Below are 19,358 nucleotides of genomic sequence, written 5' to 3' on the forward strand. Positions count from 1 at the left end.
GGTATGATTACCAAAACGGTAATTATATTGCGAGGTGTTACCAGTGCCTAAGCCACAATCCACGAAGCCGCTGAACGAACAGATGGTGCGGTACTGCGAAGAGCGTATCAAGAACCCCGATGACCAGACAGGTTGCGCTATTGCCGCCGGCTACTCAGCAGCCACAGCAGCACAGGCCGCAAGTCGCCTTGAAGCCGATCCGCGCATTCAGGAGCGCATCGCACACCTGCGGCAGGCGCGAAGCCGCCGGACGAAGATTGATGCCGACTACGTGCTGAAAAGGCTGGTGGAGATTGACCAGATGGACGTGCTGGACATCCTAACAGACGAAGGCAGCCTGAAACCGGTAAGCCAGTGGCCGAAGGTCTGGCGAACGTCCCTCAGTGCCATGGACATTAACCGGATCCGCATGGCAGGCGCTGACGGTCAGGAAGATATCGAATCGACCATGCAGAAAGTGAAGTGGCCGGACAAAGTGAAAAACCTTGAGCTGATTGGTAAGCACGTAGGCGTTAGTGCATTCAAAGAGGTGCAGGAGCTTAACATCAACGTCAGCCTGGCGGACAAGCTGGCCGCCGCCCGCAAGCGTGCCGCCGTGGCTAAAGGTGGTGAAGATGAGTAGCGCCGCCCAGCTTGAGGCCCAACTGATAGAAGATATTGGCGCCTTCACGCATGACCCATACGGCTATGCGATGTATGCATTCCCCTGGGGAGAAGAGGGCACCGACCTGGCTTACTCGAAAGGCCCGCGCAAATGGCAGGAACAGGCGTTTAAAGAGATTGGCGAGCACCTGCAGAATCCCGAGACAAGGCACCAGCCGCTGATGATTGGGCGCGCATCCGGGCACGGTATCGGGAAATCTGCGTTTATCTCGATGCTGGTCAAGTGGGGCATGGATACCTGCGAGGACTGTAAAGTAGTGGTGACCGCCAACACCGAAAACCAGTTACGCACCAAGACGTGGCCAGAGATTGCCAAGTGGCAGCGCCTCAGCATCACACAGGACTGGTTCACCTGCACCGCCACAGCGATTTACAGCAACGATCCGTCGCATGCCAAGTCGTGGCGCGCTGATGCCATTCCGTGGTCTGAGAACAACACGGAAGCATTTGCGGGCCTGCACAACGAGCGTAAGCGCATCATCCTGATATTCGACGAGGCATCCAACATCGCCGATCTGGTATGGGAGGTTGCCGAGGGTGCGCTGACCGATGAGAACACGGAAATAATATGGGTGGCATTCGGTAACCCGACGCGTAACACCGGCCGTTTCCGTGAATGTTTTCGTAAGCTGCGCCACCGCTGGAAAACCGCGCAGATAGACAGCCGCACCGTGGAGGGAACCAACAAAGAGCAGATCCAGAAGTGGGTAGACGACTACGGCGAGGACAGCGACTTTGTGAAAGTGCGCGTGCGCGGCCTGTTCCCGTCGGCATCAGAGGCCCAGTTTATCCCTACAGGACTGACCGATTCGGCCGTAGGCAGGGTGATTACGCCAGGTCAGATAGCGCATGCGGCCACCGTTATCGGGGTTGACCCTGCGCACCAGGGCGGCGACCCGGCTGTGATCTACCTGCGACAGGGGCTGCACTGCAAAAAGCTGGGAGAGTACCAACGCACGACAGATGATGTGTGGTTTGCCAAAATCATATCGAGCTTTGAGGATCAGTATCAGGCCGACGCAGTATTCATCGATTACGGCTACGGCACGGGCGTTAAATCAGTTGGCGATAACTGGGGCCGCAACTGGCAACTGATACAGTTTGGCTCCGGATCCACCGACCCGCAGATGGCTAACAAGCGCGGCGAAATGTACAACGCAGTTAAGACTTGGCTGAAAGACGGCGGGCAACTGGACAGCCAGCAGGTGGCAGAGGAATTGTCAGCAGCGGAATACAAGGTAAGGCTGAAAGACAGCCGCATCGTTTTGGAAGACAAGGTGAGCATCAAAGATCGTTTAGGTAAATCCCCTAACGACGCCGACGCTCTGGCGCTGACGTTCGCCTTCCCTGTTGTGAAAAAGCTGCAGTATGTTGGCAGTCAGGATCAGGGCCGCAGCGAAACAGACTACGACCCCTATGCTTAAATCCGGTTGAAAGAAGTAATCCGGATATCTGAAACAGCAATTTTACTTTCTGTACTAATGATTTGAATGGACTCAATCATTGCCTTAGCTGGTGGCATACCGGCCGTTGATTGATAAATGATGGACCCAAAAATTGATTCACCATTACCGTTCTTACTGCGCCATGCTACAAAGTATGAATCTTTAGGTTCCTGAGCTTGAGACATATTTCCTCCCGAGGTTTAAAAATATTTTATCGGAGTAATCATAAAAAACTTTAAACAAAAAAATGCCCGCACGAAGCGGGCCAACCAGATTACAGACTCAGGATTGTGACTCTTCGGACACAGAGATAAACCCTCTCAAAGGCGTATGCCTGTATCAAAAAACTGGCGGCATCAACGACAAATTGGGTAAAACGTTGAGCCGCCCAAATACAACACAGCAATGACAGATCACGGTCTTAGGCACATCGGTGAGAGCACTCAGCGCCTATGTGGCGCGCCTGAACGCCCGCCAAATGCTCTCGCCTGATGTGTGCCGGGCTTTCACCGGCTCCCCGCCTTTACTTTTAAGCCCAATATACTGCTGCGGTAATCCGGGCTATGGCCGACGTGTCAGCGCTCTCCACGGCTTAACTATTACCATTATGGTAACTGATGTCAAATTATTTTCTGTATAGTGGTTAAAATAATGCGTATGTGGTTTAATTTTGGTAACTATCCAAAGGAGTTACCGACATGTGCGTGGGTTCTAAACCGTCAGTACCATCAGCGCCTGCGATTCAGGCTGCGCCACAGGAACAGGATACGGCTGTAGTCAACGCCCGCGATGAGGAAGAACGCCGCCGCCGCGCTGCTGCCGGACGCGCTTCCACTATCCTGACCGGTTCGCAGGGCGTCACTTCTCAGGCCAACACCAGCAGCAAAACGCTGCTCGGTCAGTAATAAACCGGGGCGATCATGGCTGAGCAAGAAACGCTGAAGCAGAGATTAAACAAACAGTTCGGCCTGTTGAATCAGGAGCGGACAACATTCGATCCCCACTGGCGTGACCTGTCTGATTACATCAGCCCGCGCTCCAGCCGCTTCCTTGTTTCCGATGCAAACCGTGATAACCGCCGCAACACGCAAGTTGTTGACCCGACCTGTACCCTGGCTGAGCGCACGCTCTCCAGCGGCATGATGTCCGGCATCACCAGCCCCGCGCGCCCGTGGTTCACGCTGTCAGTTTCAGATCCGGCAATGAAAGATTACGGCCCGGTCAAAGTCTGGCTGGAAGATGTTCAGCGCCGCATGAATGAGATTTTCAATAAATCGAATCTCTATCAGTCATTGCCGATCGTCTATGCGCAGCTTGGCACATACGGCACGGCGGCCATGGCGGTGCTGGAAGATGACGAGGACATTATCCGCACGTACCCGTTTCCAATCGGGAGCTACTACGTATCAAACAGTTCTCGCCTGAGCGTTGACACTGTATTCCGAAAATTCCGCATGACTACCCGCCAGCTGGTGGAGCAGTTCGGCCTGGATAACGTCAGTGAAACCGTTAAAGGCCAGTGGAATACGCGCTCAACAGAGACATGGCACGACGTCATGCACGCCGTTTATCCCAACGTAAACCGCGATACCGGAAAGCTGGACGCCAAAAACAAGCGTTACAGCTCTGTTTATTACGAGTGCGCCGGCGATGACAAGATACTGCGTGAATCAGGATTTGATGAATTCCCCATTCTGGTACCGCGCTGGGAAGTGAATGGCGAGGATGCGTATGGCAGCAACTGCCCAGGCATGACCGCATTAGGCCAGGTCAAAGCGCTGCAGCTGGAGCAGAAGCGTAAAAGCCAGCTCATTGATAAAGCGACAAACCCACCGCTGGTTGGGCCTTCATCGCTCAAACAGCAACGGATATCTCAACTGCCTGGTGCTGTGACTTATCTCGATCAGCTGACAGGGCAGGACGGTCTGAAGCCGCTTTACATGGTCAATCCGAACACCGGTGACCTGCTGAACGACATTCAGGACACGCGCGAAACTATCCGCAGCGCCTACTTTGTCGACCTGTTCCTGATGCTGCAAACCATCAATACCCGCTCCATGCCAGTGGAAGCGGTTAACGAATTACGCGAAGAGAAACTGCTGATGCTCGGCCCGGTGCTTGAGCGCCTGAATGATGAGTTTCTCGATCCGCTTATCGACCGGGTATTCGCCATCATGTCCCGCAAGGGCATGCTGCCACCTGCGCCGGAAGTTCTCCAGGGTACCGCACTGCGCATCGAATATATCTCGGTCATGGCCCAGGCGCAGAAGTCAATCGGCGTCAGCAGCATGGAGCGTTTCGTTGGATTCGTCGGCAGCATGGCACAGGCAAAACCGGAAGCGCTGGACAAAATCGACGTCGACAAACTCATCGACAGCTACGGCGACTCTATCGGCGTATCGCCAACCGTCATCGTTCCCGAAGAGCAGGTGCAGCAGATTCGTCAGCAGCGTGCGGAACAGATGCAGATGGCACAGCAGATGCAGATGGCCCGAGAGGCTATCGGAGGTGCCAAGGATTTAAGTCAGGCAAATCTTGAAGGACAGAACGGCCTGACCGCCGTAGCCGGAGCAGCACAGCAATGACTGATTTCGAGCAAAGCCAGGAACTGGCAGACCAGCAATTACAGCAGCGCCTAGCCGCAGAACGTGAGCGCGATGATCTGATTCACGTCATGGAAAGCCCGCAGGGCCGCCGCGTCATCTGGAAGGTTTTGGAAAGTGCTGGCGTGTTCTCAGTCACTTTTACAGGCGACAACAACTATACCAATTTCAACGAAGGGCGTCGCAATGAAGGCCTGCGACTGTTCACAGACGTTATGAAGCACTGCCCTGATCTCTATCTGACCATGGCTAAAGAAGCCGGAGAGGAACCTGATAAATGAATATTTTTGAACGTTTGCTAATGCGTCGCCTGTGTAGCGAATCCCCTGTAGATGGCGGTGACGCTGGCGCGCCAGCGGCAGAGCAGACAGCACAGAATGGAACTGAGCAGCCATCAGGCACAGAAGGCGCTAGCGCTGAAGATAATGATGGTCAGCCAGCGGAAGGTGAGACGGGTAAGGAAGGTGATGGCGAAGGCAAAAAACCTGAAGAACAGAAGAAGCCAGAAGGCGCGCCAGAAGCCTACGAGTTCAAGGCGCCTGAAGGCAGCGAGCTGGACAAAGCGGCTGTTGAACAGTTCGAGCCTATTGCCCGCGAACTGAACCTTTCACAGGAGCAGGCGCAAAAACTGGTCGATCTGTACGGCACCAAAGTCATGCCGCAGCTGATGAAGCAGCAGGCCGACACCTGGCAAAAGCAGGTGGCCGACTGGGGCACCGCGACCAAAGAAGATAAAGAGATCGGCGGCGAAAAATTCGAAGCCAATCTGACCCGCGCTAAACAGGCAATGGATAAATTCGCCACGCCTGAACTGCGTGAGTTTTTAGAGACAAGCGGCATGGGCAACCATCCAGAGTTGATCCGTGTGTTTGTGAAGGTTGGCGCGGCCATGTCTGAGGACAGCCTGGTCACGTCAAATGAGAAAGGCCAGCGTTCGGCGGCCGACGTACTTTATGGTTAAAACTGAGGAAATAAACTATGGCTGTTAAAGGCTTAATTGCGCTGACGCTGGCTGACTGGGGTAAGCGCATCGATCCCAATGGGAAGGTCGATAAAATTACCGAACTTCTCAGTCAGACTAATCCTATCCTGGACGATATGCCGTTCATGGAAAGTAATTCACCGACCGGTCACCGCACGACCATCCGCACAGGTTTGCCCGATGCATACTGGCGTATGATCAACTCCGGTGTGCCAAAGGGAAAATCCACCACAGTGCAGATCACTGACACCATGGGGATGCTTGAAACCTATGCAGAGATTGATAAATCTCTTGCTGATCTGAACGGTAACACCAATGAATTTCGACTGTCGGAGGATCGAGCCTTCCTGGAAGGTATGAACCAGCGCATGGCTACGACACTTTTTTACGGCGACACCTCCGTTAACCCACAGCAGTTTATGGGGCTATCCTCCCGTTACTCTCTGCTATCAGCAGGAAATGGACAGAACATTATCGACGCTGGCGGCACCGGAACAGATAACACATCTATCTGGCTGGTGGTGTGGGGTGAAAATACCGTTCATGGCATCTTCCCTAAAGGCCAGAAAGCTGGCTTACAGATGGAAAACAAAGGTCAACAAACGCTGCTGGACGGCAACAACAACCCATATGAAGGTTACCGCACCCACTACAAGTGGGATGCCGGACTGACTCTGCGTGACTGGCGCTATGTTGTCCGAATCGCCAACATCGATGTCAGCAACCTTTCTGATCCACAGACCGCAGCGAACATTGCAAAACTGATGGTCCGGGCACTTCATCGCATTCCTAACCGTGGCATGGGAAAACCAGTTTTCTACATGAATCGTACTGTTGCCCAGGCTCTTGATACACAGGCTATGGACAAATCTTCGCTGGCAATTTCCGTGAAAGAGACTGAAGGCGAATGGTGGACCACTTTCCGTGGCGTGCCGATCCGTGAAACTGATGCTCTGCTCGAAACAGAAGCGCGTGTAGTTTAACCCCTGACTAATCCGGCGGGCTGATACCTGGCCCGCCTAATGGAGAAATAAAGATGATCCTCGACAAACTGTTGATGTTCTCCGAAGCGCAGGCGGTGACCGCTTCTGCTGCTTCAACCGACGTTATCGACCTGGGCCCAATCGACGGCACACGCCGTGATATTGGTGTTGGCTACCCGCTTGAATTCTGGGCGACTGTTAACACCACTGCGGCCGCTGCCGGCGCCGCCACGATCAACATTCAGTTGCAGACCAGCCCTGATAACAGCACCTGGACCACGCTCACCTCTACAGGTGATCTGGCACTGTCCGCGCTGACTGCTGGCAAGCGTGTCATGTCACAGAAGGTTCCCCAGGGTGTTCAGCGCTATCTGCGCGTGAACTACGTTGTTGGCACCGGTCCGCTGACTGCTGGCGCATTCACCGCCGGTATTAACCTGGATGTGGATAACAACGCACCGTATCCGATCCGCTCTCGCATCACTGGTTAAGGGGCGCGTAAATGTCAGAAGTCACTAAAGAAAAGGCGAAGTATCGCGTTTTGCGCCTGTCTCACATTCACAACAACCTGTGGCCTGAAGGGTCAGAAGTTGAGTATGACGGCGAGCCGGGCACCGCGCTGGAACCTTTGAACGCTGCTGCCGAAGCAGCAAAGAAAAAGGCCGAGAAGAAAGGGAAGGCTGTTGAAGTCATCGTGCCAAACGGAATCGACAACCCGCCACCCACTGGCGGAAACGGTAACCAGCCAAACCCTGAAGGCGGCAATGGCGGAAACGGTCAGGGTGATGAAGATCTGGACAAACTCAGAGAAGAGTATGAAGGACTCTTTAACGAGAAGCCTCACTTCAACTTCAAAGCCGATACCCTCCGCGAAAAAATTGCAGCGAAGCGAATCGAACTCGGTCTGTGACCGGCGATAAGACAGGGGCCGGTTGGCCCCTTTTTTTCAGGAGCATTTTATGAAAGTCGTCAACATGAAAACCGGCACCGAGTCAGTGGAAGGTGAAAACGGACAGACTGAAACCCGCGACGAATACCCGTGGGGTTTACGTATTACGCTGAACAGCGATGCACTTAAAAAACTCGGTATCGATCTGCCAAAAGTTGGCGACATGATGGCACTGGGCGGACTGGCTAAAGTCGTTGGCGTGAGCGTTCGCGAGTCAGAAAACAGCGATTCTCACAGCCAGGTCGATCTGCAGATCACTGACTTTGGCATGGAAAAATCAGACGCGACGCCACCGAAAACAGCGGCCGACACGCTTTATGGATCGGAGGACGATTAATGGCATCGGTCATCGAAATCTGCAACATTGCACTCAGTCGCCTGGGCAACAGCCGCACGATCAACAGCCTGACTGAGAAAAGCAAAGAGGCGGGCCTTTGCGACCTGCACTATGAGTCTGCCCGCCTTGAGGTGCTTGCAGACTTTGACTGGAACTTTGCTATTAAGCGTGTCGCGCTGGCCGACACCGGCGCAGCCCCAAGCGACTGGCAATATGCCTACCGTTACCCAACCGACTGCCAGCGCATCGTCGATATCATGGTGCCCGGCATGCGTAACCCGCCGGAACGTTGCCGCATTGAATATCAGACAGGTTCGGATTTCGAAGGTACAGGACGACTGATTTACACGGATCAGCCTGATGCCTGGCTCCGTTACGTCAGTGATATTTCAGATCCCAATATGTTTGACCCGCTGTTCCGCAGCGCCCTGTCATGGAAGCTGGCCAGCGAAATCGGCATGCCCCTGGCATCAGCCCCCAATCTCGTTCAGAACTGCCTGACAATGTATTCGCAGATTATCCGCAGCGCGGGCAGCCACTCAATGAATGAGAGCCAAGAACCTGTCGAGCCACAGAGCGAATTCACCAGTGCGAGGTTAAGCTGATGTCCAACAGTATCATCCAGCCCTCATTTGCCGGTGGTGAGATTGCACCAAACGTTTACGGCCGCATTGACCTGGCAAAATATTCCGTATCCCTTCGCCGGTGCCGTAACTTCATTGTGCGCCAGTATGGCGGCGTTGAGAATCGCCCGGGCACGCGCTTTATTGCCGAGGCAAAATACCCAAACAAAAAGTGCCGACTGATCCCCTTCCAGTTTTCGACCGTTCAAACCTATGCGCTGGAGTTTGGTGACGGTTATATGCGTGTATTCAAAGACGGCGGCCAGGTGCTGAATTCTGCGGGTGCTGTTTATGAGATTGCCACCCCGTATCAGGAAGCCGATCTGTTTGAGCTCAAGTACACCCAGTCAGCCGACGTAATGACAATCTGTCACCCCAATTACGCGCCGCGCGAATTGCAGCGCTATGCGCACGATAACTGGGCTCTGGTTGAAGTCGTAACCAAAAACGGTCCTTTTGAAGACGTCAATATCAATAAATCCGTAGTGGTATACGCAAGTGGTGAAACAGGAACTATCACGCTTACGGCAAGCAGTTCTATTTTTGGATCTGAGCAAAACGGAAAACTTTTTTATCTTGAGCAATCATCCATAGACAACATCCCAGTATGGGAGACCGGAAAGCCAGTTACCGCTGGAATTGTTCGCAGGGCAGGCAATAATTATTACCGGGCCTCTTATGGTGGTACAACTGGCTCATTGCGCCCATCCCATACTGATGGTGTTTCTCTTGATGGATGGGGAGGAACAGGAGAGGGATCAACAGGTGTTCCCTGGGAATATCTGCATTCTGGTTTTGGAATTTGTCGTATTGTTTCTGCGAATGGCACTACTGCAACAGCAGAGGTAGTTTCACGCATTCCATCTAATGCTGTTGGCAGTGGTAACGGCTCATATAAATGGGCTCGCTTTGCATGGAACAGCGCTAACGGCTACCCTGGCACAGTTGTTTATTATCAGCAGCGCCTTTTTTTTGCTGCGTCACGCGCCGCACCTCAAACCATCTGGTCGAGCCGGTCTGGAGATTATAAGGACTTTGGCAAAAGCTCACCCATTGCTGACGATGATCGCATTACATACACCTATGCCGGACGCCAGGTAAACGAAATCCGCCACCTGATTGATGTAGGATCCCTGGTTGCACTGACATCAGGCGGCCAGTTCAAGATTAACGGCGACCAGAACAAGGTGCTTACGCCCAGTTCGTTCTCTTTCAGCTCACAGGGTGCTGACGGCGCCAGCTCAACACCGCCCATCACAGTCAGCAATATCGCGCTGTTTATCCAGGAGAAGGGCAGCGTTGTTCGTGATCTGGCTTATTCCTTCGACGTTGACAGTTATCAGGGAAGTGACCTTACCGTACTGGCCAACCACCTTTTTCAGGGTTATCAGCTTACTGACTGGTCATTCTCTGTTGTGCCGTATTCAGCAGCATGGGCAATCCGGAATGATGGCATGCTGTTGACGCTGACTTACCTGCGCGATCAGCAGGTTTTTGCGTGGGCACCACAGCCTACTGATGGGAAATTTGAGTCAACATGCAGTATCAGCGAAGGTACAGAGGATGCTGTCTATTTCACCGTGCAGCGGACCATCAATGGACAGTCACGTCGCTATATTGAACGGCTATCAACGCGGCAATTCAGTTCAGATGTTGATGCATTCTTCGTTGATTGTGGCCTTAGCTATGATGGCAGAAATACCGATCAATCACGCACCATGACCGTAGGCGCTACCGACAGCACCTGGAAATGGTCATCACCTCTAACGCTGAGTGCCTCGGGTTCAGCCTATTTCACATCGGCCAATGTCGGTGAAGAGATCCACATACCTTACCAGCAGGTTGAGGATGATGAGCTCGTTGATAAAGTCCTTCGGTTAAAAATCGGGGCCATTATTTCGTCCAACCAGGCTTCCGTCACCGCTAACCACGATATTCCCGTAATGCTGCAGAATTTTCCAGTTACGCAGTGGGGTAAAGCTGTATCTCATTTTTCAGGGCTTAATCATCTGGAAGGTAAAACAGTCAGCATCCTGTCAGATGGCAATGTTGAGCCTCAGAAAACCGTAACTGGCGGCGCTGTTGACATCAGTGCGCCGGGCGCAGTCGTCCATATTGGCCTCCCTGTGACAGCTGAGTTTGAAACCCTGGACGTTAATATTGCCGGACAGGAAACGCTGCTTGATAAAAAGATGATCATTTCTCAGGTTAGCCTGCTGGTCAACTCCAGCCGGGGAGTGTTTGCCGGTACTGACGGTAAAAATCTTTATGAGTATGCGCAGCGGGAATATGAGTTTTATGACAACCCCGTTGAGGATGCTACCGGAACGATCGATATCAGCATTGATGCTAACTGGGGAAAAGGTGGCCGCGTGTATGTTCGCCAGGAAGATCCGCTACCACTATCAATCCTGGCTGTTATTCCTTCAGTTTCTGTAGGGGGAAGATAATGCCAGAGGTTTCCATAGTTTCCGCCACGCCGGAGCATGCCGCTGAACTTGTCTCAAACGTGAGGCAGGCCGACATAGAGGAATTTGAATCAGGCTGGTCAATGACGCCTGCACAGGTGCTGGAATATGGCCTTAACCGATCTGCATTTTGCTGGGCCGGGCTGGTTGATGGTGAGGTGGTGGCTGTTTTTGGTGTGACGCCCGCGAGTATTTTAACCGGTTATGGAACGCCATGGCTGATTGCCTCGGACAAGCTTGAAACCCATTCCCGCGTTTTTATTCGCCACAGTCGGCCTTTGCTCGCTGGCATCCTTGAGTCATTCCCTCGTCTTGAGAATTATGTAGATGCCAGAAACATTGCGGCTAAACAGTGGCTGCACTGGCTGGGATTCAAAATTGATGAACCAGCACCGGCCGGACCAAACGGCATGCTGTTTCACCGCTTCACCCTGGAGAGAAAATAATGTGCGGACCCGTTGCTATCGGTGTGGCCATGCTTGCAGCTACGGCAGCATCTGCCTACAGCCAGCGCCAGCAGTCTAAATATCAGTCAGAGCTTGCCAACTACAACGCTGATCTGCAGGAGAAATCAGCCGACGCCGCAATAAATGCTGGTAACGCGCAGGCAGATCAGATGCGTGCCCGAGCCCGCCAGCTTTCAGGAACGCAGGCGGCGACTATGGCAGCCAGCGGTGTCGACCTGGGCGGTGGCACCGCTGTGGATATTTTTGGCGACACAGCGCAAATGGGTGAACTTGATGCGCTGACTACAGTGAACAACGCAAAAGCACAGGCGTATGGCCTCCAGACGCAGGCCGCTGGTAACCGTTCACAGGCATCAGCATATACCTCATTTGGGAATCAGCAAGTTGCGACAACCCTACTCAATGGTGCGATTGGTTCTTTTCAGGGTTATCGGGAAGCAGGTGGCAAAAACCCATTCGCCAATAGCGGTAATGGCAGTGTCAATTCAGGAGCTTTCGCCAGCCTGAAAAACAGCCGTTACGGCAGCAACAGCTTTACCTTTTAAGGACTGAAAATATGCCAACGGTACCTACGTATAACTCCAGGCAGGCCAGTGATCAGGGATTGCCAGCGCAACAGGTAAGCGTCCAGACCAGCCCTGATAATTTCGGGGCCGGGCTTGCAGAAACCGGTAACCGGATTGCCGGTATTTTTGCTGAAGAACAGCATAAGGCGAATGTCGCACAAAGCCAGAACGCTTTTCTTCAGTTTCAGTCTTTCGCTGAGGATCAGTTCAATAACACTGACAACGGTCTGTACACGAAGCAGGGCAAAAACGCTGTCGGTCAGTCAGAACTGGTCCTGTCTAATATCCGTGGTAAAGCTGAAGAACTTGCACAGCAGGTGCCGGAGTCAATGCGGCAGCAGTTTATTCAACAGATCGATCAGGCCGGTATGCAGTACAAGCGCCAGGCTAACATGTATGAGATTGGCCAGGTTAAAGAGTACGAGGAAGGCCAGTTTAAAGCGTTGCAGCAGGCCACAGTGACAACTGCCCAGGCACAGTACAACGACCCGCAGGCATTCACTTCGACTGTGAAGCAGGGCTTTACAGCGATAGATCAGTTTGCTGATGCTCATGGCTGGAGTGATGAAGAGCGTGCCAGCGCCAAAAACAAACTGAAGGAGCAATCTGCTGATGGTGCGCTTTCCGCTGCGTCAACGCAAAACTATATGGACTTCATCAGCCGGAACGGTGAGCCGGGGGATTATGCCGGCGCGGTCCGCGTTTCCGGTTCAACCGGTGATGCGCGGGGGCTGCGTAATAATAACCCTGGCAACATTGAAGCCGGTAAAAATACCTGGGACGGGCAGACCGGAAGTGACGGGCGCTTTGCAAAATTCGTTACCCCTGAACACGGTATCCGCGCGCTGGGTAAAAACCTCATGTCGTATGGCAGTCAGGGATACGATACTGTCAACGAGATCGTAAACCGATGGGCGCCCGCCAGCGACGGCAACAACACAGCGGCCTATGTGAAAGCGCTGTGCAGCCAGTTGGGGGTGAAGGCTGATGACCAGCTAAACCTGACAGACATAAACGTACTCAAGAGTCTGGCAACTGGTATCGTCAAACATGAAAACGGTAGCGTGCCATACAGCCCTGATCAGCTTGATACCGGGATCCGTGCCGCTCTTGGCCTTACCGCTCTGGATACACCAAAGCGTTACACCGGCAACGCTGCTTTTGATGCTGCTTCGCCAGAGGCGCAGGCCGCCTATCTGCGCCAGGCAAAATCAATGCAGGGTCAGGCGCAGACACAGCTTAAGGCGCAGCTTACCGATCAGCTTTCCGATGCGAAAGCCGCCTACATGAAAGGGGTAGAGTTCAGTAATCCACCATCACAGGAGCAGCTGATTGCCGCCTGGGGTTACCGCGAGGGCACACAGCGATTCAACGATCTGCAAAATGACCGTGTTGCCGGTCAGTATATCGGCTCTTTCCGTACCATGCCGACAGCCAGCATTCAGCAGTATGTTGCCGGGCTTAAAACCGAACTAGGCAACGGCGAAGGGTTTGCCAGCCGTTCAGGCGCTTATGACCACGTGGCCGCTGCGGCTAAGCAGGTCATTTCAATGCGCGAATCAAATCCCTATCAGGCTGCTATGGACATCGGAGCATACAAACCGATCACCGGCAGCAGCCCGGCGGACATTACCGCAGAAGTTAAAAACCGCGCAGCGGCATCGGGCCAGTTGCAGCAGATCGGCATTAATGCCCCAATCCTTTCACGGGAAGAGGCGGCAAACGTCAGTAATCAGGTACGGGGCACCACCGATGTCAACCAGTCAATCTCGCTGCTACAGAGCTTTGGCCGTAACCTCCAGCCTGACGCTCTGCGTAAAGTCGCTTCAGCTATAGCGCCTGACAGCGCAGCAACAGCTTATTCAGCGCTGATCCTTGGCACGCCTGATAATCAGTATGACAACCGCTCTCCTGTCATCCCGTACAGCCAGTTTGTGCCTTACAAGCCAACGATGAATAAGTATGACGTGGCTAAAACCATCCTCCAGGGCGACCAGTTGATAAACCCGACCAAAGCACAGAAAGAGGCTGGCATCAGCCCGGTCAGGTTACCGTCGGATGACAAGCTGAAACAGACCTTTGATGATGCTGTCGGATCATCGTTCTCGCATAATCCGCAGGCGCGCCAGATGGCATGGTCTATCTATAAATCTGCCTATGCCGGACTGGCCTACACCAATGGTGACAATGACGGCGTGAACACCAAAAACGTTGACAGTGACATTGCTGAAAAGGCCGTGCAGATGGCAACCGGCGGGGTGCTCAAAGGCTTCAACGGTGGTGATGTGGTGATGCCCTTCGGCATGGATAAATCGACGTTTAAGGATAAATACACCGCTGCAGCAGGCGAGGCATTAAAGTCCGCCGGACTCAATCCGGCCGGTCAGAACAATTTTATTCCGGTTAACGTCGGTGACAGTCAGTACCGGCTGGTGACCGGCAGCGGTCGCTGGGCCACAGACCCACGCACCGGCGCGCCTGTAACAGTGAGGATCCAGTAATGTCTGACTTATTTTCACTGGCCCCAGAGGGGCAGGCGTGGGCAGATAATCAGGCAGCGGCAAAGCCAGCACAGCCTGATGATTATGATCCACGGTGGTATGCGGGTAGTGGCTCCGCGCTTTTCCGTGGTGCTGCAGAGGGATCTATCGGCCTGTTACAGACCGGGGTTGAAGCCGCAAAGCTTTCCCCTACCTACAGCAGCCTGCGCGGCATCGTGCCAGATTTGGATGAGGTGGTAGACAAGAACTTTACCGAGATTCAGAAATCGCTCAACGATGCACGTGAGGCCGTCAAACCAGCGCCAAACAGCCAGGGTATCGCTGCTGATATCCTCGAGGGCCTGGGCCGCTTTGCTCCAGCCATTGGTGCAACTGTTGTTGCCGGACCGGTAGCGGGTGGCGCAGTTGCGTTCGGCAGCAGCCTGGAATCCACAAAGCAGGACTTTCTCGCCAAAGGGGTAAACGAAGATACCGCCGGAACGCTGGCCCTTGAACAGGCCAGCGCAGACGCGCTTGGGATGGCGCTACCCGCTGGGTTAGGTGCCAGACTGGCAAAGCGATTACTTTCCGGCGTGGCTATCAATACAAGTTTTGGTGCGGCTAACCGTTTTGCCCTGGGCGAGACACTGGAAGCCAATGGCTATGATGAACTGGCTAAGCAATATCGTGTATGGGATAAACAGGCCATGCTGGTGGATGGTGTGCTGGGCGCTACTTTTGGTGGCGTACATCACCTTACGGCACAGCGCGCGGATACTGCACTGGCTGATACGCAGTCAACATCGCCAGACACGATCAATACCGAATCGCCTACAACATCGGCTAACGACGCGCCGCCGGTTGCCGACACGGTGACCGCTCAGCCAGAAGTTACCTACGGGTCACGAATGGCAGAGCTACAGCAGCTTTCTGACCAGGTGATCAGTCGCGGTGACCGTAAGGCGCTTTCGCAGCAGGTTTACGACCTGCAATACCAGCATGACCAGGCGACTGCGCAACTGCAGCAGATAAAGGAAACGCCATTATCAGGCAGCGGCAAAGCACTGGCGCAGGCCCGCGCACAGCGAACCGCTCAGGTGAATGAACTGGATATGCGCATAGGTCTGCTTAAAGAGCAGATTGATCAGCGTGGCGCAACCCTGGCCGACAGCAGTCCGGGCGGCAGGTTCTACGATGCCCGCTCTGATTTGTCACGCATAGAACAGGGGCTAATCCCCGAAAGCATGCGCGGCCTGGTACCGGAAGCGGGTGTTAAACCAAGTGATGTAGATGCCGCTCATGTGATGAACGAGGGACTTTATTACGATCTTGAATCTTCCCCGGTGGTGCATGCAGATAACGCAAGCCTGAACAGCCATGTAGCAGCAATGGATCAGGCATCGCGTCAGCTTATGTCGGGTGAGCCTGTAAACGTATCAGAGCAGGTACGTTCTCTTGCCGGTGTTGCCCATCCTGACGCCATCAGCGCAGGCGAGGCGCAGCGCTCTACCATGGCAGAAATTTACCGCGATAACGGTATCCCCGAGACGACCCGTGCGCTACAGGACAATCCAGCACCCCAGGTCAGGGATGACAGCGCCTTCACTTCGGGCCGCCAGGCTGAAACTGTGGCCCCGGAGCAGGTCAGTATCGATCCTGACTCGGGTGAAACGCTTTCATCCAACAGCTTCGACCTGATGATGGCCCGTGACATGTCACGCCTTAATGATGAAATAACCGTAAGTCATCCTGATACAGGGGAGCAGGTAAGTCTGGCACAGGCACTGGCTGACCTGGATAATCAACTCGCTACTGTGCAGAAAGAATCTAACGTATACAGCGTGGCCGCCACCTGCTTCCTGAGGAACTCATAATGAAACAAGCCTGTGTTGATGCCATCACTCAGACGCTGGGCCGCCAGCCCAAAGCAGATGAGCTTAAAAACATCGAGGACCGGATTAAGGACGCGGTGCGGCAGGTATCACGTACCAATGCCAAAAATGGTAAAGGCGGTATCCCTGACGCTGAGACATACAAGCAGGCCGCAGATCTTGTTGCCCGCCGCGTAGTGCATGACGTTTTCAAAAAGCGTCAGCGCCTGGCACAGAACGCCATAGCCATTAACAATGTGACCGAGACACTTAACCGCAATGTGCCGCTGGCGGAACAGACGCCGCAAAGCCTTTCACAGTTTATCTTCGCTGGCCGAAAAGTTTCTGATGGTAAAGAGATTGATGTGGTGTCAGCCGAAGAGCTGGCAACAGGCGCTTATCAGGACTGGACGCGCCAGCTTACTGCTGAGATCACGGCAGCCGGTGACGATGTGCAGAAATTTTTTAATGTATTCGATCCTCGAATGGGCAAGTCCTATCAGTTGCAGCTGCTTAAAGAAATTTATGGTGAGGACACTGGCAACGCCGCGGCTAAAAAAGTTGCTAAGATTTGGGGCGATATCACTACGCGCGCCCGGCAGGAAATGAACGATAACGGATTTGATATTGGTTTACGTGATGACTGGCACCTGCCTTATGTCGATGACGCCGATATGATCCGTGCTGCAGGTCGGGAAGAGTGGCTGAATACCCTGCCACCAGCCGAAAGGCTACAGGCGCGAGTTGCTGGAAGGATGCCTCCTGGCGACTGGGCCCGCCGTAAGTGGGTAGACGATATTTATAACACCCAGGACAGAACGCAGTTTGTTAACCCTGACGGCACGCCAATGAACGATATGGAATACCGTGAGGCGCTGGAATACATCTTCGAGAGTAAGGCCACTGACGGCGCGCAGAAGCTGGAGCCCGGCGCGTTCGCCGGCACTGGAGGCATTAAAAATCGCGGTTCGCAAAGCCGCGTGCTGGCGTTCAAAGATGCCGACAGTCATTTCAACTACATGGAGAAATACACACAGCAACCTGTTGTTGGCGTGATGATGGGCCACCTGCAATCAGCCTCACGCGACCTGGGCGTGGTTAAAGCTTTTGGCCCCGATGCGGCCACTAACTTCCGGCTGATTGCGGATCGCATTTACCAGAAATCAGTGAGCATTGACGGTGCTGCCCGCCCGGTAGAGAAAATGAATAAAGAGCGCGAGCTGGTCCAGCGTATGTTTGATTCAATGGCGGGTCTTAACGGCGTAAACAGCACCAGCGTTTTCTCATCTGTTGTGGGTGGACTCCGTAATCTGATGACCTCAGCGATGCTAGGATCAAGCGTGATTACGGCCACATCGGATCAGGCTGTGATGCGGGCGGCTGCTCAGGCTTTAGGGTTTGATCGCAACGGGATGCGCCTGTCGACCACCACATTACGCAACCTTTTCAGCGGCGACGCCAAGCGCGCTAACGCCGAGATAGGGCTGATGGTTGACGCTCATTCTGCTGTGATATCGAAGATGGGCGGATTTGACCTGACGCGCGGTATTACCGGCTGGTTCGCTGAGAAGACACTGAAATGGTCCGGGCTGATTGCCATGGACCGGGCAAACAAGGCGGCATTCGGCCTGCTGATGTACAAAAACATCGGTGAGCTGACACGAAGGTTTGCCACAATTGACGACCTTAAGGGAAGTGATAAGGCTTTGCTGTCACAAAAAGGGTGGAGTGCGCAGGACTGGTCGATCATGGCTGCAGCAGATTTAAGGCCAATGACCACAGGCGGCCACATGGGGATGACCCCTGATGCAATCTATGCTGTGCCGGATGCCAGGGTTATGGAGATACTGGCCCCGCAGATTGAGCGCGTGCGCGCCGGTGCAGATGAGGCACTGGCCAGCCTGGGAGCTATGACAGATTCGCGTGCCAAAAAACTGCGCCAGGCATATGACGCCGAGGTTGAGCAGACAGTTAAGCGTATGGTCCGTAACGCGCGTGCTGAAGCGGCTCAAAAACTACTGGGCATAACCCATGGGGAAATGACACAGGCCATCACCACGGCCACAGGCATAGACACCTACGCCCGGGATCAGGGTGGTGAGCTGCTGAAAAGTTTTATGCTGTTCAAGACCACGCCTTTTGCAGGTTTCCGGCAGATGGTCACGCGTGCTCAGGATCTGGAGCGGGTACCGGCACTTAAATTTCTGGCAGCTTATATCGGCGGCACGACTCTGACCGGCATGTTTGCAAACCAGATGAATGCGCTGTTGTCAGGAAATGACCCTATCGATATGACAAAGCCCGGCGCATGGGTAGGGGCCACGCTGAAAGGTGGCGGTTTTGGCATCTATGGAGACTTCCTGTTTCAGGACCATACGCAATACGGTTCCAGTATTGCGGCAACGCTGGGCGGCCCGAGCCTTGGGCTGGCAGAGTCATTGATGAAACTGCTTATTACCAACCCGCAAAAAGCGTTGCAGGGTGAGGATACGACGTTCGGAGCCGATGCAATTAAAACTGCAAGGATGATTACACCATTTGCAAACCTGTGGTACACAAAGGCTGTGACGAATCATTTGATACTGCAACAACTCCAGGAAATGGCTAATCCCGGCTATAACGATCGCGTTAGAGACAGAGCGCAAAGCCAGTTTGACGTAACAAGCTGGTGGAATCCGGGCGATAGTGCGCCGCGCCGCGCGCCTGACTTAGAAAAAGCTGTGGGGCAATAATGGAAATTTTAATCAAGCTGATGACAATCTTAGGTTGGTTTTTTCTGGTGACGGCCTACGCGATCGTGGTGTGGATCGTGGTCATCAATCTTCTGAAAAAGAAAGTAATAGGTGGGGGAGGCGCTGGCGTTATCTGTGCTGTTATGGCTTTTCTGGCATTATGGATCACCCGTTAATCATAGCCCGCTT

At 53.7% G+C, this 19,358-nt stretch carries 19 protein-coding genes; 18 read left to right on the forward strand and 1 reads right to left on the reverse strand.

Annotation, left to right across the window (positions count from 1 at the left end):
- The first annotated feature begins 43 nt into the window (after window positions 1-43).
- Together QLG08_RS16210 and QLG08_RS16215 are read left to right on the forward strand one after the other, a co-directional pair.
- Complete coding sequence (locus QLG08_RS16210) at window positions 44-622, forward strand: terminase small subunit (RefSeq protein ID WP_282473016.1); 579 nt, start codon at window positions 44-46, stop codon at window positions 620-622.
- Window positions 615-2,087, forward strand: coding sequence for a terminase (locus QLG08_RS16215; protein WP_282473017.1), 1,473 nt, complete (start codon window positions 615-617; stop codon window positions 2,085-2,087). Before QLG08_RS16210 ends, QLG08_RS16215 begins: the two co-directional genes overlap by 8 nt.
- Here the strand turns inward: QLG08_RS16215 and QLG08_RS16220 are convergent.
- Complete coding sequence (locus tag QLG08_RS16220) at window positions 2,084-2,293, reverse strand: hypothetical protein (RefSeq protein WP_282473018.1); 210 nt, start codon at window positions 2,291-2,293, stop codon at window positions 2,084-2,086. The two genes, QLG08_RS16215 and QLG08_RS16220, sit on opposite strands and share 4 nt — an antisense overlap.
- A 513-nt stretch (window positions 2,294-2,806) precedes the next feature.
- On the opposite strand from QLG08_RS16220, the gene QLG08_RS16225 reads away from it, so the two are divergent.
- The 16 genes from QLG08_RS16225 to QLG08_RS16300 are packed head-to-tail and all read left to right on the forward strand — an operon-like array spanning window position 2,807 to window position 19,345.
- The gene (locus tag QLG08_RS16225; RefSeq protein ID WP_210466980.1) at window positions 2,807-3,013 is read left to right on the forward strand and encodes a hypothetical protein; all 207 of its coding nucleotides are present in this window, start codon (window positions 2,807-2,809) and stop codon (window positions 3,011-3,013) included.
- 15 nt (window positions 3,014-3,028) lie between these two features.
- Window positions 3,029-4,693: a portal protein gene (locus tag QLG08_RS16230; RefSeq protein WP_282473019.1), complete on the forward strand. Its 1,665-nt coding sequence runs from the start codon at window positions 3,029-3,031 to the stop codon at window positions 4,691-4,693.
- A complete protein-coding gene (locus QLG08_RS16235; protein WP_282473020.1) occupies window positions 4,690-4,992 on the forward strand; it encodes a hypothetical protein in 303 nt (100 codons plus the stop codon). Before QLG08_RS16230 ends, QLG08_RS16235 begins: the two co-directional genes overlap by 4 nt.
- Window positions 4,989-5,672: a peptidase gene (locus QLG08_RS16240; RefSeq protein ID WP_282473021.1), complete on the forward strand. Its 684-nt coding sequence runs from the start codon at window positions 4,989-4,991 to the stop codon at window positions 5,670-5,672. Before QLG08_RS16235 ends, QLG08_RS16240 begins: the two co-directional genes overlap by 4 nt.
- A gap of 17 nt (window positions 5,673-5,689) precedes the next feature.
- Window positions 5,690-6,676, forward strand: a complete 987-nt coding sequence (locus QLG08_RS16245; protein WP_247103756.1) for a major capsid protein — start codon at window positions 5,690-5,692, stop codon at window positions 6,674-6,676.
- Window positions 6,677-6,729: 53 nt separating this feature from the next.
- Window positions 6,730-7,167, forward strand: coding sequence for a Bbp16 family capsid cement protein (locus QLG08_RS16250; protein ID WP_282473022.1), 438 nt, complete (start codon window positions 6,730-6,732; stop codon window positions 7,165-7,167).
- A gap of 11 nt (window positions 7,168-7,178) precedes the next feature.
- Entirely contained in the window at window positions 7,179-7,586 is a 408-nt protein-coding gene (locus QLG08_RS16255) for a hypothetical protein (RefSeq protein WP_282473023.1), read from the forward strand.
- Window positions 7,587-7,635: 49 nt separating this feature from the next.
- On the forward strand, window positions 7,636-7,962 hold the full coding sequence (gp10, locus tag QLG08_RS16260) for a capsid staple protein (protein WP_164482424.1): 327 nt from the start codon (window positions 7,636-7,638) through the stop codon (window positions 7,960-7,962).
- The gene (locus tag QLG08_RS16265) at window positions 7,962-8,567 is read left to right on the forward strand and encodes a hypothetical protein (protein ID WP_282473024.1); all 606 of its coding nucleotides are present in this window, start codon (window positions 7,962-7,964) and stop codon (window positions 8,565-8,567) included. The genes gp10 and QLG08_RS16265 overlap by 1 nt, the downstream gene beginning before the upstream one ends.
- Window positions 8,567-11,035, forward strand: coding sequence for a hypothetical protein (locus tag QLG08_RS16270; protein ID WP_282473025.1), 2,469 nt, complete (start codon window positions 8,567-8,569; stop codon window positions 11,033-11,035). The genes QLG08_RS16265 and QLG08_RS16270 overlap by 1 nt, the downstream gene beginning before the upstream one ends.
- Window positions 11,035-11,499, forward strand: a complete 465-nt coding sequence (locus QLG08_RS16275; protein ID WP_282473026.1) for a hypothetical protein — start codon at window positions 11,035-11,037, stop codon at window positions 11,497-11,499. Before QLG08_RS16270 ends, QLG08_RS16275 begins: the two co-directional genes overlap by 1 nt.
- A complete protein-coding gene (locus tag QLG08_RS16280) occupies window positions 11,499-12,065 on the forward strand; it encodes a hypothetical protein (protein ID WP_282473027.1) in 567 nt (188 codons plus the stop codon). The genes QLG08_RS16275 and QLG08_RS16280 overlap by 1 nt, the downstream gene beginning before the upstream one ends.
- Before the next feature lie 11 nt (window positions 12,066-12,076).
- The gene (locus QLG08_RS16285; protein ID WP_282473028.1) at window positions 12,077-14,587 is read left to right on the forward strand and encodes a hypothetical protein; all 2,511 of its coding nucleotides are present in this window, start codon (window positions 12,077-12,079) and stop codon (window positions 14,585-14,587) included.
- A complete protein-coding gene (locus tag QLG08_RS16290) occupies window positions 14,587-16,440 on the forward strand; it encodes a hypothetical protein (protein ID WP_282473029.1) in 1,854 nt (617 codons plus the stop codon). The genes QLG08_RS16285 and QLG08_RS16290 overlap by 1 nt, the downstream gene beginning before the upstream one ends.
- The gene (locus tag QLG08_RS16295) at window positions 16,440-19,169 is read left to right on the forward strand and encodes a hypothetical protein (protein ID WP_282473030.1); all 2,730 of its coding nucleotides are present in this window, start codon (window positions 16,440-16,442) and stop codon (window positions 19,167-19,169) included. The genes QLG08_RS16290 and QLG08_RS16295 overlap by 1 nt, the downstream gene beginning before the upstream one ends.
- Entirely contained in the window at window positions 19,169-19,345 is a 177-nt protein-coding gene (locus tag QLG08_RS16300; protein WP_282473031.1) for a hypothetical protein, read from the forward strand. Before QLG08_RS16295 ends, QLG08_RS16300 begins: the two co-directional genes overlap by 1 nt.
- The last annotated feature ends 13 nt before the right edge of the window (window positions 19,346-19,358 follow it).

This window comes from Pantoea sp. V106_11 (assembly GCF_029967885.1).
GTDB lineage: Bacteria > Pseudomonadota > Gammaproteobacteria > Enterobacterales > Enterobacteriaceae > Pantoea > Pantoea ananatis.

What these genes read in the sequence shown, in the direction of transcription:
- QLG08_RS16215 (WP_282473017.1), top strand. Translation starts at nt 615, where the DNA reads ATGAGTAGCGCCGCCCAGCTTGAGGCCCAACTGATAGAAGATATTGGC.
- QLG08_RS16220 (WP_282473018.1), bottom strand. Translation starts at nt 2,293, where the DNA reads ATGTCTCAAGCTCAGGAACCTAAAGATTCATACTTTGTAGCATGGCGC.
- QLG08_RS16225 (WP_210466980.1), top strand. Translation starts at nt 2,807, where the DNA reads ATGTGCGTGGGTTCTAAACCGTCAGTACCATCAGCGCCTGCGATTCAG.
- QLG08_RS16230 (WP_282473019.1), top strand. Translation starts at nt 3,029, where the DNA reads ATGGCTGAGCAAGAAACGCTGAAGCAGAGATTAAACAAACAGTTCGGC.
- QLG08_RS16235 (WP_282473020.1), top strand. Translation starts at nt 4,690, where the DNA reads ATGACTGATTTCGAGCAAAGCCAGGAACTGGCAGACCAGCAATTACAG.
- QLG08_RS16240 (WP_282473021.1), top strand. Translation starts at nt 4,989, where the DNA reads ATGAATATTTTTGAACGTTTGCTAATGCGTCGCCTGTGTAGCGAATCC.
- QLG08_RS16245 (WP_247103756.1), top strand. Translation starts at nt 5,690, where the DNA reads ATGGCTGTTAAAGGCTTAATTGCGCTGACGCTGGCTGACTGGGGTAAG.
- QLG08_RS16250 (WP_282473022.1), top strand. Translation starts at nt 6,730, where the DNA reads ATGATCCTCGACAAACTGTTGATGTTCTCCGAAGCGCAGGCGGTGACC.
- QLG08_RS16255 (WP_282473023.1), top strand. Translation starts at nt 7,179, where the DNA reads ATGTCAGAAGTCACTAAAGAAAAGGCGAAGTATCGCGTTTTGCGCCTG.
- gp10 (WP_164482424.1), top strand. Translation starts at nt 7,636, where the DNA reads ATGAAAGTCGTCAACATGAAAACCGGCACCGAGTCAGTGGAAGGTGAA.
- QLG08_RS16265 (WP_282473024.1), top strand. Translation starts at nt 7,962, where the DNA reads ATGGCATCGGTCATCGAAATCTGCAACATTGCACTCAGTCGCCTGGGC.
- QLG08_RS16270 (WP_282473025.1), top strand. Translation starts at nt 8,567, where the DNA reads ATGTCCAACAGTATCATCCAGCCCTCATTTGCCGGTGGTGAGATTGCA.
- QLG08_RS16275 (WP_282473026.1), top strand. Translation starts at nt 11,035, where the DNA reads ATGCCAGAGGTTTCCATAGTTTCCGCCACGCCGGAGCATGCCGCTGAA.
- QLG08_RS16280 (WP_282473027.1), top strand. Translation starts at nt 11,499, where the DNA reads ATGTGCGGACCCGTTGCTATCGGTGTGGCCATGCTTGCAGCTACGGCA.
- QLG08_RS16285 (WP_282473028.1), top strand. Translation starts at nt 12,077, where the DNA reads ATGCCAACGGTACCTACGTATAACTCCAGGCAGGCCAGTGATCAGGGA.
- QLG08_RS16290 (WP_282473029.1), top strand. Translation starts at nt 14,587, where the DNA reads ATGTCTGACTTATTTTCACTGGCCCCAGAGGGGCAGGCGTGGGCAGAT.
- QLG08_RS16295 (WP_282473030.1), top strand. Translation starts at nt 16,440, where the DNA reads ATGAAACAAGCCTGTGTTGATGCCATCACTCAGACGCTGGGCCGCCAG.
- QLG08_RS16300 (WP_282473031.1), top strand. Translation starts at nt 19,169, where the DNA reads ATGGAAATTTTAATCAAGCTGATGACAATCTTAGGTTGGTTTTTTCTG.